The following is a 14546-nucleotide window of genomic DNA, read 5'->3' as shown; positions in this document are numbered from 1 at the left end:
GATAAGTTAGCGACAACTGCCCCCCCAACCCAGTACGACAGTTTCCCAGGTCATCTTGTCACCACACGCTTTTTTTTCTTCTTCTCTCCGGTTTGGCTGCGCACTTCGCATCGGCGCACCGTCCGCGATCATGGCTTCCGTCGGTTTTGCTTTTTCCATTTCGGCTAATGCTGCGGTGGCTTCTTTGATCTTCGAGATCGGGCATTCCAGCATGAAAGCATGTGGGCGTTCTTGAGTAGCGGCAGATTCTCGTTTTACCGCAGAGGCGCTACATAGCTGAGCTGTAACGGCGCGAAAATATTGCTCGTCGAACTCTGTTCCATCCTCGGAGTGCAAAAGCAAAACCTGGCCATTTGTACACGCCTTTGTGACGAAGCGAAGGGCGAGCCGAGCATAAATTTCGCTCTCATCGCGCGTGCCGGCTTCAACGAAGGTCCTTTGCCCTAACCGACTCGTGGTCTTCGGCGCTAAATCGCAGACCGAGTCATCCGTCGGTTTTTTTGCGAAGGCTACAGCATGCGACGAAGTTGAAAAAAGACTTAAAGAAAGGAAAATCATAATTGATAAAAATTTCCAGCCATACATGATTTTAATGTCCTTCCGTAAAGTTATTCAGTCTGAATTTATATTTACATACTTGAAAAAAGAAAAAATATCACTATTATTTCCTTTCTTGGTCACCTGTTCGTGGAGGAAGTTCATGATTCATTTAAAGAAAGTATTGATGTGTGGAATCGTCGGATCGATCTTCGGTGGCGTTCTCGGATATGGCGAATCTACAACGGTAACAGCCATTTTTTCGATAATTGGTTTCATTTTTATTGTAATGCTATATGAATTGATTTACCTTATACATTATATAATTACGAAATTTCACAAATGCAGTGGGGAAACCACATTGCGCTCTCATGCTCATCGATACGATACCGATTTTTATGATGGAAATCTCATAAAAAATCCGTCATACAGAATCGATGAGCATGGCAATTCAAGTTTAGATGCTAGATGGTTATCTAGGGAGAATTAATGTGCGTCTATTTATTTATTAATTTATTCAAATTATCTTTCGCCTTTCTTTTTAGATATTGGAAATGTTTGGCAACGACATCGGGATCTTCAGTAACTTGTTCATTTGCATTTCCAAAAAGAGATTTATCTGTCGCAATGTGTCCTGATGGGTTTTCTTTAATGCCTGTAGATTTGTAAAAATCCTTCTTTGATTGATTTACTTCTCGGTCTAAAGCGTCGTATTTGTTAGAAATTTCCTTCTGCAATGGCGATGGGGATTCTTTGATTCTCACTTGTTCCTTTTCAACCCAGCTTTTTCCTTCTCGCTGTAAGCTTGTGCCGCTTGCATCGGCAACCTCCCCGCTGCCCCCTATTTTCCCGGAAGGTTTTTGATTCACCTTTAATTTGTTGTTTTTGTGAATTTTTATTAAATCCGGATTCAAAGACAGGTCGGATTTATCACGATGATAAATTTCTCGAACAGCTTTAAATGAATTCGGAAGATTAGATTTTGTGCTAGGAATAATCGGTGACTTCGCGATACTACCTAAATGCGAATCAAATAGTATTTGAGCGGAAGCGCTACTCTCGCCATGTGAGAGTAGCGCTTCAAACAAGTCGATGTTTTTAGGATTTTTTGCAAGATCGATGCTCATTAATTCACCGCGTTCAAATGCCCCGGAGACAGTTCTTGAATATTCTTCTTGTTCTCGAAGCGTTGCATCCGCTCTTTCAGATCTAGAAACAGAATTTGTCAATCTTGCAGCGATCTCTTGCCCATTTCTATGGTCCGATATTACCGAATTCAATAAGCTAGTATTTTTGGCAAGCATTTCTCCCCATTCCTTAAATTTTGTTACTTCTTCACTACTTAGTTTATTTTTGATCTCTTTTAGTTGTTGGTCAATCGATGCGACGTAATCCTTGGCACCACGAGCAGATATACCGACGCTTCCGACTCCAGGTATGCCGGGCTTAAACTCAACAGCGCCGCCAAATGCGACGGTTGCTACTTGCTGCTCGGTGGCCCCAGTTGCTTTGGCCACATTCTCGGCCACTTGGCGGAGCTCGTTCGTACGTTGTCCAAAACCTTCTGTACTAGCCCTGTTTGTACCTTTAGACGCGTTTTGAATACCAGAGGTTCCTTGCGAATGTGTTAGCGCGTCCGACAGGACTGCGGCTTTATCATTGGTGGCTGCGATGGCCTCAGACTTTGCCGCGCTAGCGGACTTCCTAGCGGCTGCAACGTGCTGTTGCGTAATCTTGGCGTCGACGATCTTCGAAACAGGCCCCTCATTGGCAAATGCTTTTCCTGCCGTGATTCCAGACAGTTCACCACCTGTATACGTGTTCCCCGAAAAATCATTTTGCCGACTTCTGAAGAACGGTGACGAGCGGACAGGCGCCAAGGTCATCTGGTCCATGGCGACATTTCCCATAGATACGTTGCCTGTTGCCGCCGAATTGGTGGCAGTGGTCACATTGCCTTGCAACAGGCGCATGCCATCGACGAGCGCGGTGCCGAAGTTCTCCATGCGCTTGAGGGCAGCCCAGGCAATGAAGGGAATGCTGATGGTCATATAGCCGACGACGGCTTCGCCAGAAATGGCGCTGGAAAAAATGGTCGAGGAAGTAGTCAGCGACAGGGCGTTGACCCCGTTGCCTACGCTGGCCGCGGCGGCCAAATCGCGCATTGCATACATGGTCGCAGCGTAGTTGAGGATGGCATACAACGGCGGCCAAAGCTGGATCCAAATCAGCACAGACGCATAGTTCTTGAAGCCAGCCACGGTATCTTTGCCGTTAGCCAGCATAAGGAGCAGGATCAGCAGCGGGAACATCGCGTACGCCACCACTTCGACCACGTTACGGATGACGGGCAGTGCTTGTTCAGCTATTTTCCCAGCATTGATCCACGCCGCATTGGTCTGAACCACCGCCTGCGCGCGGCCGACAGCCAGCAGCATCGTGGCCGGATCGTTGTCCTTTTGGCCAGCCAGAAGGCTAGTGTCGTTCACAGCATTGATGAGTGCGTTTTGGCGGATGATATCAGCAGCGCTGGCCGAGGCGTCGGCAATTTTTGCTTTCAGATAGGCTTGCTGTATCTGGTCCGCGATCAGGGCCGAGGCTACCGTCCCAGGAAGCGTCGGATTCATGCGGAATGCCAGTGTGCCCTGGATGCGCTGAACTTCGGCCGGCATTTTCGCCGATAGCTTTGTATATGCCTGAGGACAGGTGAGCACTTCCGAGGTACCGGCCGCATTCGTGACGCCGGTAAACCTGGCAGGATTGGGATCCCCCATGAGCGCCCAAACGTCACCAGAGGTCGCAAATGCTTCCGGTGACAGGTAGCCAGAGGCCAGATCGAACATCGTGCACTGGTGCAGAAAATTAATCAGATCGTTCCTGAAGTACGGACTTTGGAACACGACCTTGGACGTTTCGCGCACCAGCCGGCTGCCGAACATGAGTCCATTGTTCTGATAGCTCAGCTTATCCGGCATGCCGGCGGGCCCCGGAATCACCTGCATGGCTGTTTCTTCGAGTTCCGTCAGACTATTGCCGACCGTACTGGTCAGCGAAGCAAGCACCGCCAGGCCGAACGGGACGTTGTCGACGAATACTTCGGCCGAACCTCCCGTCTTGTCGACAATACCGACAGTGACCTTTGGCACTACGAGTACTGAAAATACCAGGACGACCGAGGCGAGCCACTTCCAGCCCACCATCTTTTCCGGGGCGAAGGCATAGCCTACCAGTGCGGCCACGAAGCCGCACACGGCAACGATGCCGAGAGCATTTCGGTAGGTGTTGGCGCCGACCATGGCGGCCACTGCATTCATCAGCCCGTACAAACTGTCCGAGTTCTGGTAAGCGAAAATTTCCCACATGACTATTTACCTCCTTCTTTTACTTCTCTACTTTTTATCAACGCAGATAGGCGGCCTGGCGTCCCAGCAGATCGAGTACCTGCTGCGGAATATTCGCGCGCATTTGCCGTGACAGTTGTTCCAGGTGGTTGGACACCACCGTGATAGAGCCTACTTTCTGGTAGACAAGGGCCTTTTCGCGGGACAGCTGGGCCAGCATGTCTTTGGCACGCAGCCGGATTTCTTGCGCTCTTATCTTTTGTTGGGTGTTTAACGTGAAATCCTTTTCGAGTGCCCCCATACCCAACCTGAGGTTCTTCTCGAGAAACATGTAGGCGTAATCCGCGGCAATCACATCCCGATAGGTGGCAATCAGCTGCTCATTGGCTGTGGCAGAAGGAAACGATGCGCCGATCGACAGCATGCGGTAGACAGGCTCACTGGTCTGGTTCACAAAACCGACCTCCGGCGACATGTTGGGAATCGGTGTGCGCGTCTCGATTTTGTAAGCGATAGAACGCATCAGTTTTTCAACCTTGGCGGTAAATGGCGTGTGGACGTAGGCGGGATCCACGGTAACCTGGTCACACGTTGTAAAATTGTTGCACCGCAACACTGTTTGGTGGACGTTCCCGCCGCCAGCGTCCGACTGGCCATAGAGCAGCTGGGAGATGGAAGTGAAGGTCGGAGCAATTGGGTTGTCGTCTCGTCCTTCCGGATAGAAAATGACGGTGCCGACCATGCTCATGACCATTTCCCGCTCTTTGTCGTCCAGGTAGTTGCCGGCGAGCTTGAGCGATTCCCAGGTGAGGTTGCCGACGAACGGGGCCTTGTTTTTGACCAGGGGATCGGAAGATTTGCGTGCCGTATCGAGAATGGAGCCCTTGTCGGATTTGCAGCGAACGGCTGCGGCGGCATAGTCCGATTCGAGGCCCAGCGAGACGGCGATGTCCTCGCAGGCCTTGCTGGAGCTGAACCCCGTGGCCTCGGCGGCCGACGAGACCAGGGATTTGGCTGTGTTGCAGGAATTGATTTGCGCATTCGTCATCATGGACTCGAGGTTTTTGGTCCACTTGGTGATACCGCCGAGTAGCGGGGACACCGATTCGAGCGCGAGCTGAAACGCTACGCCTGGCAGCGCGGAGGTGACGTTTTTGAGCATGTTCTTGAATTCGGCCGCCGAAATGTAGGAGAACGAGCCGCCGAAAAGATCGATGCCACCGCAGCCGGCTTTGGCCGTCGGGTAGTTGATGGCCATGAGTTGGTATGTCTTGTTCGGCGCGCGCAGCATCAGGCTGCCGCCGCTATAGGTGTTGTAGACCTGGCCACGGAAGGCGCCCGGCGCAGAGTAGTTGCCTATCGCGCCGAGGTCGTTGAACATCTTGTTGACTTCGGCATTCAGGTCACCGGCGAAGGCCGGATGGGTGTACAGGGTGCTGGTGGACAGGGATAGTGCGATGATGAGTTTGCGCATAGGCATGATGAGCTCCTTAACGAGATGAGTAATTGGTTGTCAGCGGCGCTTCGACGGCTTCTGCGGCGCGCGGCCGCAGGGCGTCGATCCGTTCCACCAGCTGGCCTTCCGACAGCACACCAAAACCGACCGGCATGATCTTGCCGGTGATGGGCTGTGCCAAAAACAGCGCCGGAACTTGCTTGACGTTGAGCGTGGCGGCGGTACCGTTGTCGGTGCGGGCATTGGTAAAGCCCGGCACCGCGCCGCCATCCAGGCTGACTGGCAGCACCTGGATACGGTACTTCGAGGAGAATGCCCGCAATACCGGCCCATAGGCATGGCAGTACGGACAATCGCCACGGAAGAAAAACATCAGGATGTGGTCGGTCCCGATGTTGGCGAGGGCGGATGACCGCTCCTGCATCTGCACCTGTTCAAATACCTCCAGCGCCTGGACATTGACGGGCCGGCCCTGCGTGGTGGGGTCCAGGTCCGGATTGGCCCACGCCACTTTCTGCGACAGGTCGGCGAACAGCGAGGCATTCCTGAGGACCTTCGATTCGAGTTCCATGTAGCGGCGCACATTGGCGACAGTGGGATGCATGACGGCGACGGCCTTGAGCTGTTCCAGCTGGACCTGCAGCTCACGCAGCGCCTTGACTTCAGGCGGTGGCTGCGGCGTGGTGGGCTTTGGCGGCGCGACTGGCGCAGGCGGGACCACTTCCTTCTGCGGTGCGTGCACTGCCGGGTCGTCATAAAAATGCCAGCCGCGCCGCACATCGGCTTGCGCGCCAGCAGCGCGGCCTATTGCAGGGACACTGGCGGGAACCTGGGCGTGTACTGCGCCGCAGGCGACCAGCACTGCCAGACAGTAGGGATACCTTCTCATGGCGTTTTCTCCAGACGCAGATTGGCGGGCGGCTGGCCATTGCGGCAGTAATTGATGCCGATATCGATCGTTTGCCTATTTGGTGCCTGCCCCGGTGCGAGCCTGACGCCTTCCTGCCACAAGCGGACGTTGAGCCGGCGGCAGCCGTCCTGGGCGTAACGAGCCAGTGTCGTGACATCCATGAAGAGCGCAGAGGTGGCAGAGAAGCGCCGGGTGATCGCGTCCGCCAGTTCTCCCGTCAGCATGCCGGCTGCACGGCCGTCGGGTGCATCGATGGCCGCCAACATCAGTACTCTCGGATCGTTCACCGCCACGCGGGGTGTGGCTTCCGGAGCCGCACTGGTTGCGGCGCAGAGCATGGCGGAGCAAAGGGCAAGCAAAACCTTGCACGTCGTGGTTCGATTCAGCATTTCCCTCTCCCCAGATAACAGCTTGGCGCGCGCTGGCCGGCAGCGTCCTTGATTGCCGCCACGTTGGGCAGCGTCGGCACGATCGAGGCATAGAACTCGGTCAGATCCAGCTTCGCAAAGTCGATGCTTTGCAGTTGCGCCACGCTAAAGCCGGAACAGGCAGGATTTTTGGGTGCTCCCCAGCCCATGCCGAGCTGCGCCCTCCCCTGTTCGTTAATCATCCTGGCCAGGCGCGAGTTAAAACAGCATTTAGAGGTCGTGTGCTCGATGCACGACACGCATTTACCCAATACCCGGATGCAGGAGCTGCACCAAGTGCCGATGGTGTGACAAAGCTGGGCGCCCTCCTTCATCGCCAGTTTGCCCTCGCCGGCGTTGCAGGACATCATCGAGACCGCGATGTACATCACCGCCGTCATCGCCAGGCTCCACGGATTGAACGCGATCGCCAGGTGTTCGGTGGTGGCCAGCGTGATCGATCCCGCCGGCAGCGCCGTGCCATTGACGGCCACCGTCACGCCGAACGTCGTATAACTGCCGCTAAAACCGCCACTGGTCAGCAGTGCCTTGGCGCCTTGCGTGATGAACTCGCGGTTGCCACTGTTCATCAGGATGTCGAATACCAGGCGCGAGCCGATGCCAAACAGGGACTGGTTAGTAAAGTGGGCCCCGGCGCCATCCGTATAGCAGCAGTTTTTGAGGAGCCGGTTGCGGCAGGTATTGCCCTCGCCATTGAACAAGGTCATGGTCTTCGGATCGAGATAGACGCCGGCCTCGCGCACGGCCTCCATGTAGGTCATGACCTGCGCAAAATCGACGTCGTTCGTATAGCTGGTACTGAAGCATTGCGTACCGAGGCAGAACGTTTTTGGCGCACAAGTGGCGCCAGCGGGGCAGCCGGTGGTGTACGCGGCCAGCGTCGTCTCGGCACTCAAAGGATCGCGGGCAATGGCTTGCGCGGCGGCGATACTCGGATCGGTGGCCAGCACGGGCGGGCGCGGCGTGTTGGCCGAGTTCAGGGCGCCCACTTGCGCCGCGCAGGCCGGGTCGCCGGGTGTCAGGGCGCAGGCCGCCAGGTGGGTACTGGCATCGCTTTTGAGGTCACTCTTGCCGTGGTAGACGGTTTCGGGTGGCGTCAGCGTATAGCCGGGCACGTGGGCAGTGGCGCTCTGGGTGGTGACGCTGGCCCGGGCCGCCTGGTTGGCAGCCGTGGCGCCGGCCAGATCCTGGTTGACTTGCGCCAGGACAATGGCAGGCTGCATGCTGCTCAGGCAGCAGGCGGTCGTCAGGGCGATCAGGCGGCGCATGGCTATTTCCCCATCTTGTCCAGGAAGCGGCCGGCGCTGCCGGCAAAGCGCGGTGCGCGTTGCTGGATGGTTTTGAGCGCGTATTCAAGCGAGACGTCGCCGGCGACGCGGACATAGGCATCCGGTGCGAAACAACTCCCTGCCCCGCAGACCTGGGCGGGCGCGCCGGCACTTAGTAAAACGAAGGTCGGTGCCTGGCGTACGGCAAAGCGGTCATATGCCTGCGGATCGATTTGCCATGCCACCTTGCGCTCACCCATGATCTTTTGGGCATGCGCCACAGTTTTGACCAGTGATCCGTCGTCCAGCCCCCGTAGTAACAGGGTCGCGTGCAGCTTCGCGGCCTGCATCGCCAGCATATGAAGAGCGGCTTCCGGCATAGCGAAGGTCACAAAGACCAGCAGCCGGTCGCCATTCAACGCAGAGAGCGCGATTGGATTGGATGCCGCTTCGTAGCCTTTGGCAATGGCGCCCAGATCGACGGGTGGCGTGGGTCGAGGCTGGGGCAAGGCGTCGATCCGCATCCGTGGCGTAGTGGGAGTTGGCCCTGGCGGCAGGTCTTGCGGCACAGGATTGGCCCGTACCGCGCGAGCGATATCCTGCTCGGTGATGACCGGCTGGAGCTGTTTGGCGCGTTCGATCTCCGCGTCGGTGATCGTTGGCATCGCCTGCGCCGCCACGGCCTGGGCCAGAAACAGTACACCTAGCCCTGCCATGGCACGCAGCGCAGCAGGCCTGGCGCCCGCAAGGGGCACTTGGATTGGATTAGTAGCCGACACAGCAGTTCCTTTTACGAAATAACATAAACGCAAAATCTTCGCCCTTGACGGGGTATTCTTTGCCCGCTCCCCAGGCGATGGTGGTGCGCCCAAAAGGCTGGCAGCATTTGCCCAGTTCCTTGTCGGTGGACGGAATGGGATATGTCAGCTGGGATTTGTAGGCCGTCTTGTCCATTTCCGGCAGGAAGTACGGGCCGCACAGCCCTTTATGGCCATGCATGCCCCATGTCAGCAGCTCGCGGTGCATCTTGGCGGTGAGGCGCTGCATCATCAGTTCGGCGGTGCGCACCCCACCTACGTGGTAGGCCGCGTGGCCATCGAGCGGGAAAAGACCTCCCTGGCAGCCGGCGCACCAGAACAATTCCGAGCGGCCAAATCCCGCCGTGGCGGCAACGCAGTCTGCGGCGCAGGCAGCGACGGCACCCGGATTGGCGAACAGCACCGTTTCCGGATTGATAATTAAGGTGAGCTCATCATCTCCCCACAGAGGATCGACCTCGGTCATGTAGGCGATATCGAAGGAGCCGGCCTCCAGGCAGGGAAAATCGGCGACCGCCTTGAGCCAGTACATGACAGGATTGACATAAAAATGCGCCTGGTAAAAGGCGTCCTGGGCGCCGCCTGCGTCCGTGGCCCGGGCGGCTTCCGGCGCAGGGATGCCCGGATTGAGATCGATGCCACCGAGGGACACCAGGCAGAACGGTTTGCGCACCACTTCCACGTGGCGCACGGGTTCCCAAAAGCCGATAGACAGGCCGATCACCGGATTGACTTTGCACGAACAAATCGGACTGGACGGATTGGCGGTGTCTTCCTGGCCGCCCAGGTTGCCCAGAGTGACGCTGCCCAGGGAAATCGGCAGGATGCATGACCAGCAGATATCCGTGATCGGATTCGGAAAGGCGCCAGTGCAGGTACCGACCGGCGCCGGCTGGGCATGGCCTGACCCGATGAGGAGCAGGATCAAACCGATGGTGTGTTTTAGTAGGCTCATCTGGCCACCACGATTTCGTCGATGCGCAGGCGCATGCCTTCCTGGTACACCAATGCGGGGACATGCCGGATGCCAAAGTGCCCTACTAATCTGCCCTGCTGATCGAAGTAGATCCGCGTTTTCCACTGTTTCATCAGCTCCAGATACGAACCGCCGACGAGTACCGGCTTGATCCGCGCGCCATCGCGCTGGAGCAGGCTGCGCGCCATCCTTGTCTGTGCAGGATCGCGCGCGTCAAAAAACAGCAGCTTTTTCGACATGGACGTGATCGAAAGCGGGTTGGTACGGGTGCCGGCGGGGAACAAGACGTGACCTTGTGCGTCGAGGATGTTCTTGTCGAGCACATAGGTGGGATCAACATAGACGGTTCGTGGTGCCTTCGCCGGCGTCAAACCTGCCACCGGTGCCGGGTTGGCCACGGCCGCCCTGCCTTTGGCGATCGCGTGCTCCTGCAGTGCGTGAAGCTGGCCGCTCTTTTCCAGCGCGCGCAGGCGCTGGGCAATCATCTCGAGCAAGTTTTGCTCGGCAATCGGATACGTCGGCCCGATCGCGGCCAGCTCCTCGGCATCTGCCAGTGCTCCCATGAGGCCACTGGCCAGCAACAGGATCGACAAGGCGCGCATGGCCAGTTCACCACATGGCAGACAGCGGAAGCGCCGTGTCACTAACGTCGACTCAAGCAATGCCATCATTTTCCCCTTGCGTCAAAAGATCGGAATCACGACGCCCAAGACCGCGTCGGCGCGTACGAGGCCATTGATGCTGTAGCGTGAATCGAAGCTGTCCGGACTGGTGCCTTGTACATAAAAATACGATGGCGGAATCACCATGTCGGCGATGGGATCGAGCCGGAGGTGCTTGACGGTGGTATGCGTCTTGGCAATACCGACCTCCTCGCCATTGACGAAAACGTGGCGATCCCGGACGGTTACTTTGTCGCCGGCCACGCCGCGCACGATCTTGAAGAACGGTTGGTGGTACAGGCCAGGGAAGATGCGGTAAGCCGCCCCTTCGAATGCATAGACCACATAATCCCCGCGACGGATGCCGTCCGCCCGGTAGTCGACCACTGCGACCATGTAGGGCAAGCTGGGGGTCACGTTAAACAGGATGGGCAATCGCGGTGTGGCATCGATAAACAGACGCACATAGGCGAGTGTCCAGATCACGACCAGCACCAGGTACAGATACCAGCGTCTGCGCACATGCTGAAAGAAATCGCGGGTCACAGTTTCACCTTTTTTCTGAGCAATGGAGTGAGATCGATCAGCGTCGCGCGGCTGCCGATCACCGCCGTCTTGTCGACCACCAGGCATGCGCACTCTTGCGGCAATTGCGCCAACGCAGCAGCAAAACGGGGGACGAATCGTTCAGCGTCAGATATCGCCTGCCGTCGCTCTATGTCGGTACGGCTGTTCGTCATGGCTTTAAAGACCTGTTCCTGCTTTGCATTGAAGACGTTCGCCACGTCGACGACCCCGATGACCAGCATCGGCCGCAGCACCAGCCGGTCATATGCCGCAATACCGATCGCCACGAAGCAGGCCGATACGAAGATGTTGATCAGCATGAGTCTCATTGGAGTCCCCTGTCGGCCAGTACCCGGGCGATGGCCTCGTCGATGGAGTAGCCTTGGGCACGCAAGGCATCAATCGGCTTGTTATCGGCGAGTTTGTTCGAGAAAAGCAGCTGTGTGGCTGGATCAATGACCAGGCGTACGACGCCTTCACCGATCGGCGACGAGACATACATTTCCGCAAAGGCGCCCGCCTCGGTGCGTAACGAGTTCAATAGCCGTTTCTTGGCGGCGTCCATGACGATGCGCTTGTTGCTTTCCAGGATTTCAATCGACTCCGGTTTTTGCCGCAGCAGGAAAACCCAGTCGGAGCAATTGAAAGCGGCCGTCATTTGCACCGAACCGTAATAGTCATCGGCACCTTGTGTCGCCGTGCCCAGTGCACCGCCATACTTGCGCGCACGCCGGGCTGCTTCTTCTACCACGGCGGCCTTGACCGGGTCGTCTGCACCGATCTCTCCAAGCTGCTGCTTGAGCTCATCGATGATCAGGAGCTTCTTGCGATCGCGGTTCAGGTACATCTCGCCGGTGATCTGGTACATCAGCAGGATATTGACGACGGCATGCAGATCTGGCTTGCGTTTGAGTTCTTCGTTTTCGATCACGACGAAGTCATTCGAGAAGTCGACGTTATTCTTGCCCTCGAAGAATCGTTCATGTTGCCCGCCCTTCGAGTATGGGTTGAGCATGATGGCAAGATCGCGGATACGGTCATCACCTTTGATTTCGAGTTCGGCTATACTGCCGCTCTTGAATGCGTCGCGCAAAGCGGTGATCGTCAGATCATTGCCGTAGGATTTCCATAGCTTCAGCAGGACCGTTGAAATGGCCTTGTATTGCACTTCTTGCAATTGCTGACTCATGGAACACATCTTCGCCAAGGCGGGTAACAGCATATCGATGTCTTCGTGAATGTCATTGACCGCCGTAAACGGGTTCAATATGATCTTCGAGCGGGGGCTGAACTCCACGTGCGTGCCATTGGCTTTCTTACACAGTTTTTCGAATGAGCGCCCGAGATCCAGCAGGCGCACTTGCGCACCGCCGGATCGGTATGACCAGGCGATCTCGTTGAGGGTGACGGACTTGCCGGACCCTGGAGCACCGACGACGGCAAAATTGTAGTTGCCCAGGTCGTTGTCATACAGGTCCAGCGTCACGAGCTGGCCGCGGCGGCCGGCAAAGATGAGCGTTGGCGTGTCGGTTCCACGCCATTCCGCCAGCAGGGGCGCGAGATGGATGGCGTTCGCCATGGATTTGCGCGTTACCCGCTTCATCTTCTTCATATCATTGTGGAATGCGGGCGTTAGGGTCATGGGCAAGCTCGCCAGCAGCGCCTGGCGGTGCATGTACACATCGGCATTGAGTTCAAAGCCGCTGGCACGCCAGATGGCCTTGGCCGCTTCCGCCGCCGCCGTCGCCTCGGCGGGTGGCGAAAAAATGGCCAGTTGGTGGTACATCGAGACAAGGTTGCCGCCGACATCCATGGCGTTGGCGACGGCATTCCAGTCTTCCTGCTTCTTCTGCACGTCCGGCATGATGGCGGCCATCTTGCTGGCCGCGTTCTGTGTCGCGCGGATATGGTTCGCCGTAATCAATGTCCGCGTCGTGTTCGTATCGAGGATGTGCACGCCCATGGTGAGCAGGAACGGCGCACGGTACTGCAGTGCCGGTTGCATGACGTGGCCGATGAGCGCGCCCATCTGCCAGAGGGGGAAACGTTCCGGAAACGACTTAATGGAGAAAAAGCGTGCTTCTACGTGCTGCGGCTTGCCTGGCTTCGAAAACCGGATACCTTCGTTGGTCGGGTCCTGGACGGTATCGAAGTCGACAATCTGATCTCGCAGTTCTCTTCCCTCATCGTAGTGAATCCATGGGGTGACACCATCTGTGAGCCGGTGGGGATTGGTGAACAGTGCGCACCAGTTGATTAAGTCGGCCGCTTCGCATACGTTGCTGGGTATAGACGCGGCGTCAAGGGTGCTTGCCATCGAGTCGCGCAAACTGATCGCCGCTTCGCGCTTGCCGATATCATCGGCGCGCCCATCCGTCGTGACGCTCATCATCAGTCGAAAGTCGCGCAGCGTAAAATGAAATCCCTTGGTCAGGGATTTCTGGCTCCCGGCCAGCAGATGGTGCACGCGCTGGCGTGCCAGCTGGCGGTACAGGTTGCTGTTCCGTGCCGGCCGCCCCCACTGCTGCGAGTTTTCATACTGATCCTCGTCTTCCATGCGCATGTTGGCATATTGGATCAGCGGGGCGCGGATGTCCGGCGAGCCAAACAGGTGAAATTGCACACCCGTGTTGGCGGGACAGTTGGTATACAGGCTTTGCAGTACTTCCACCATGCGCTCATCGGCGCCGGCCTGGGGCATGAGTTCGAGCATGAAACCAAGCTGGTGATGGCGATTGATGAACAGCTGCTCGCTGTCGACATACGGACCGTACGGTAGCCAGCTGGCAAATTGATCCTTGGAAAATGCCTCGCCTCGGCTTAATCCAAACAGATCCCAGAGGCCAGCGCGGATCCCTTCGCCATCGTTTTCTGGCATGAAGAACTTGAGCATATTTGTCCTCTCTGAATGCAATATCGCTATTGGTTTGTTGCCGGCATTGGAGACGGCGCGCCTTCTGGAACCGGCGTGACGGCCCCGACTGGAGGATCGGCAAGCGCTCCCGCTGGCAGCGAGGTTGGCCGTGTTTCGGCGCCGGAGTTGGCCTGTCCGGAGGGAGACGCTGTACCCGGAGATGACGCCCGCTGAGGTGCGGGCGGTTTCAAGGGCGCATAGGCATCACGGATCTGCCGCTGCGCATGGGCGATCTGCCACCTGCCAAGGTCTGTCTGCAGGTAGACAAAGGACTGATCGTGGAGATCATGGTCGCTGTCCTCCCAAGGCTTGATCCAGAGCCGCATGACGCGCGGCGGCGAGCGCAGCGCGGCGGGCTCGAACGCAGGCGATCCCTGCATGGCGCTGCCGCTAGTTGCAGCTTTTAGCATCGTGTACATGCTGCGCGGGGCGGCACGCGGCGTTCCCTTTGTGGGTGCCCCAGTGGCCGTCCCACCGCCGCCCGATGGAAACGAGTTGTAGTAATTGCCGGAGACAGAGTTGCACTGCACGCCTTCCGGCGCCTTGCAGGCATATTCCGACTTGCCGCCCAGGCCTGTCATGTCGCCGCACCCGGCGAGGAGCGTCAGACATACCGTTGCGGCGGACAGGTTGTTGACGCGGAATGAAATCGATGGGATCCGTTGCATG

The 14546-nt window shown here is 57.1% G+C and carries 13 protein-coding genes; all 13 read right to left on the bottom strand.

Annotation, left to right across the window (positions count from 1 at the left end; genetic code table 11):
* Nucleotides 1–6: 6 nt before the first annotated feature.
* Nucleotides 7–585, bottom strand: a complete 579-nt coding sequence (locus tag KO539_RS16735) for a hypothetical protein (protein WP_219310614.1) — start codon at nt 583–585, stop codon at nt 7–9.
* Between the two features lie 449 nt (nt 586–1034).
* The gene (locus KO539_RS16730; protein WP_219310613.1) at nt 1035–3899 is read right to left on the bottom strand and encodes a conjugal transfer protein TraG N-terminal domain-containing protein; all 2865 of its coding nucleotides are present in this window, start codon (nt 3897–3899) and stop codon (nt 1035–1037) included.
* A 37-nt stretch (nt 3900–3936) separates the two neighbouring features.
* Nucleotides 3937–5358, bottom strand: a complete 1422-nt coding sequence (locus KO539_RS16725; RefSeq protein WP_219310612.1) for a conjugal transfer protein TraH — start codon at nt 5356–5358, stop codon at nt 3937–3939.
* Between the two features lie 10 nt (nt 5359–5368).
* Complete coding sequence (gene traF / locus KO539_RS16720; protein WP_219310611.1) at nt 5369–6223, bottom strand: conjugal transfer protein TraF; 855 nt, start codon at nt 6221–6223, stop codon at nt 5369–5371.
* Nucleotides 6220–6633, bottom strand: a complete 414-nt coding sequence (locus KO539_RS16715; protein WP_257626320.1) for a hypothetical protein — start codon at nt 6631–6633, stop codon at nt 6220–6222. Before KO539_RS16715 ends, traF (KO539_RS16720) begins: the two co-directional genes overlap by 4 nt.
* Nucleotides 6627–7940 carry a conjugal transfer protein TraN gene (gene traN / locus KO539_RS16710; RefSeq protein ID WP_219310610.1) on the bottom strand — a complete coding sequence of 438 codons (1314 nt, stop codon included), beginning with the start codon at nt 7938–7940 and terminating at the stop codon, nt 6627–6629. Before traN ends, KO539_RS16715 begins: the two co-directional genes overlap by 7 nt.
* Before the next feature lie 2 nt (nt 7941–7942).
* The gene (trbC, locus tag KO539_RS16705) at nt 7943–8605 is read right to left on the bottom strand and encodes a type-F conjugative transfer system pilin assembly protein TrbC (protein WP_219310609.1); all 663 of its coding nucleotides are present in this window, start codon (nt 8603–8605) and stop codon (nt 7943–7945) included.
* Nucleotides 8606–8705: 100 nt separating this feature from the next.
* Nucleotides 8706–9713 carry a TraU family protein gene (locus tag KO539_RS16700; RefSeq protein WP_219310608.1) on the bottom strand — a complete coding sequence of 336 codons (1008 nt, stop codon included), beginning with the start codon at nt 9711–9713 and terminating at the stop codon, nt 8706–8708.
* The gene (gene traW, locus KO539_RS16695; protein WP_257626319.1) at nt 9710–10405 is read right to left on the bottom strand and encodes a type-F conjugative transfer system protein TraW; all 696 of its coding nucleotides are present in this window, start codon (nt 10403–10405) and stop codon (nt 9710–9712) included. Before traW ends, KO539_RS16700 begins: the two co-directional genes overlap by 4 nt.
* A gap of 12 nt (nt 10406–10417) precedes the next feature.
* A complete protein-coding gene (gene traF / locus KO539_RS16690) occupies nt 10418–10942 on the bottom strand; it encodes a conjugative transfer signal peptidase TraF (protein WP_374106429.1) in 525 nt (174 codons plus the stop codon).
* Nucleotides 10939–11283: a hypothetical protein gene (locus KO539_RS16685; RefSeq protein ID WP_249936330.1), complete on the bottom strand. Its 345-nt coding sequence runs from the start codon at nt 11281–11283 to the stop codon at nt 10939–10941. Before KO539_RS16685 ends, traF (KO539_RS16690) begins: the two co-directional genes overlap by 4 nt.
* Nucleotides 11284–11288: 5 nt before the next feature.
* Nucleotides 11289–13856: a type IV secretion system protein TraC gene (gene traC, locus KO539_RS16680; protein WP_257626318.1), complete on the bottom strand. Its 2568-nt coding sequence runs from the start codon at nt 13854–13856 to the stop codon at nt 11289–11291.
* A gap of 26 nt (nt 13857–13882) precedes the next feature.
* The gene (locus tag KO539_RS16675) at nt 13883–14545 is read right to left on the bottom strand and encodes a TraV family lipoprotein (protein WP_219310606.1); all 663 of its coding nucleotides are present in this window, start codon (nt 14543–14545) and stop codon (nt 13883–13885) included.
* Nucleotide 14546: the final 1 nt, after the last annotated feature.

It is taken from the genome of Janthinobacterium sp. NKUCC06_STL, assembly GCF_019345455.1.
GTDB lineage: Bacteria > Pseudomonadota > Gammaproteobacteria > Burkholderiales > Burkholderiaceae_D > Janthinobacterium > Janthinobacterium rivuli.
This window is presented reverse-complemented; position numbering and strand designations above follow the sequence as displayed.

What these genes read in the sequence shown, in the direction of transcription:
- traN (WP_219310610.1), bottom strand. Translation starts at nt 7,940, where the DNA reads ATGCGCCGCCTGATCGCCCTGACGACCGCCTGCTGCCTGAGCAGCATG.
- traC (WP_257626318.1), bottom strand. Translation starts at nt 13,856, where the DNA reads ATGCTCAAGTTCTTCATGCCAGAAAACGATGGCGAAGGGATCCGCGCT.
- KO539_RS16675 (WP_219310606.1), bottom strand. Translation starts at nt 14,545, where the DNA reads ATGCAACGGATCCCATCGATTTCATTCCGCGTCAACAACCTGTCCGCC.
- KO539_RS16735 (WP_219310614.1), bottom strand. Translation starts at nt 585, where the DNA reads ATGTATGGCTGGAAATTTTTATCAATTATGATTTTCCTTTCTTTAAGT.
- KO539_RS16715 (WP_257626320.1), bottom strand. Translation starts at nt 6,633, where the DNA reads ATGCTGAATCGAACCACGACGTGCAAGGTTTTGCTTGCCCTTTGCTCC.
- trbC (WP_219310609.1), bottom strand. Translation starts at nt 8,605, where the DNA reads ATGCCAACGATCACCGACGCGGAGATCGAACGCGCCAAACAGCTCCAG.
- KO539_RS16700 (WP_219310608.1), bottom strand. Translation starts at nt 9,713, where the DNA reads ATGAGCCTACTAAAACACACCATCGGTTTGATCCTGCTCCTCATCGGG.
- KO539_RS16685 (WP_249936330.1), bottom strand. Translation starts at nt 11,283, where the DNA reads ATGCTGATCAACATCTTCGTATCGGCCTGCTTCGTGGCGATCGGTATT.
- traF (WP_219310611.1), bottom strand. Translation starts at nt 6,223, where the DNA reads ATGAGAAGGTATCCCTACTGTCTGGCAGTGCTGGTCGCCTGCGGCGCA.
- traW (WP_257626319.1), bottom strand. Translation starts at nt 10,405, where the DNA reads ATGATGGCATTGCTTGAGTCGACGTTAGTGACACGGCGCTTCCGCTGT.
- KO539_RS16730 (WP_219310613.1), bottom strand. Translation starts at nt 3,899, where the DNA reads ATGTGGGAAATTTTCGCTTACCAGAACTCGGACAGTTTGTACGGGCTG.
- KO539_RS16725 (WP_219310612.1), bottom strand. Translation starts at nt 5,358, where the DNA reads ATGCCTATGCGCAAACTCATCATCGCACTATCCCTGTCCACCAGCACC.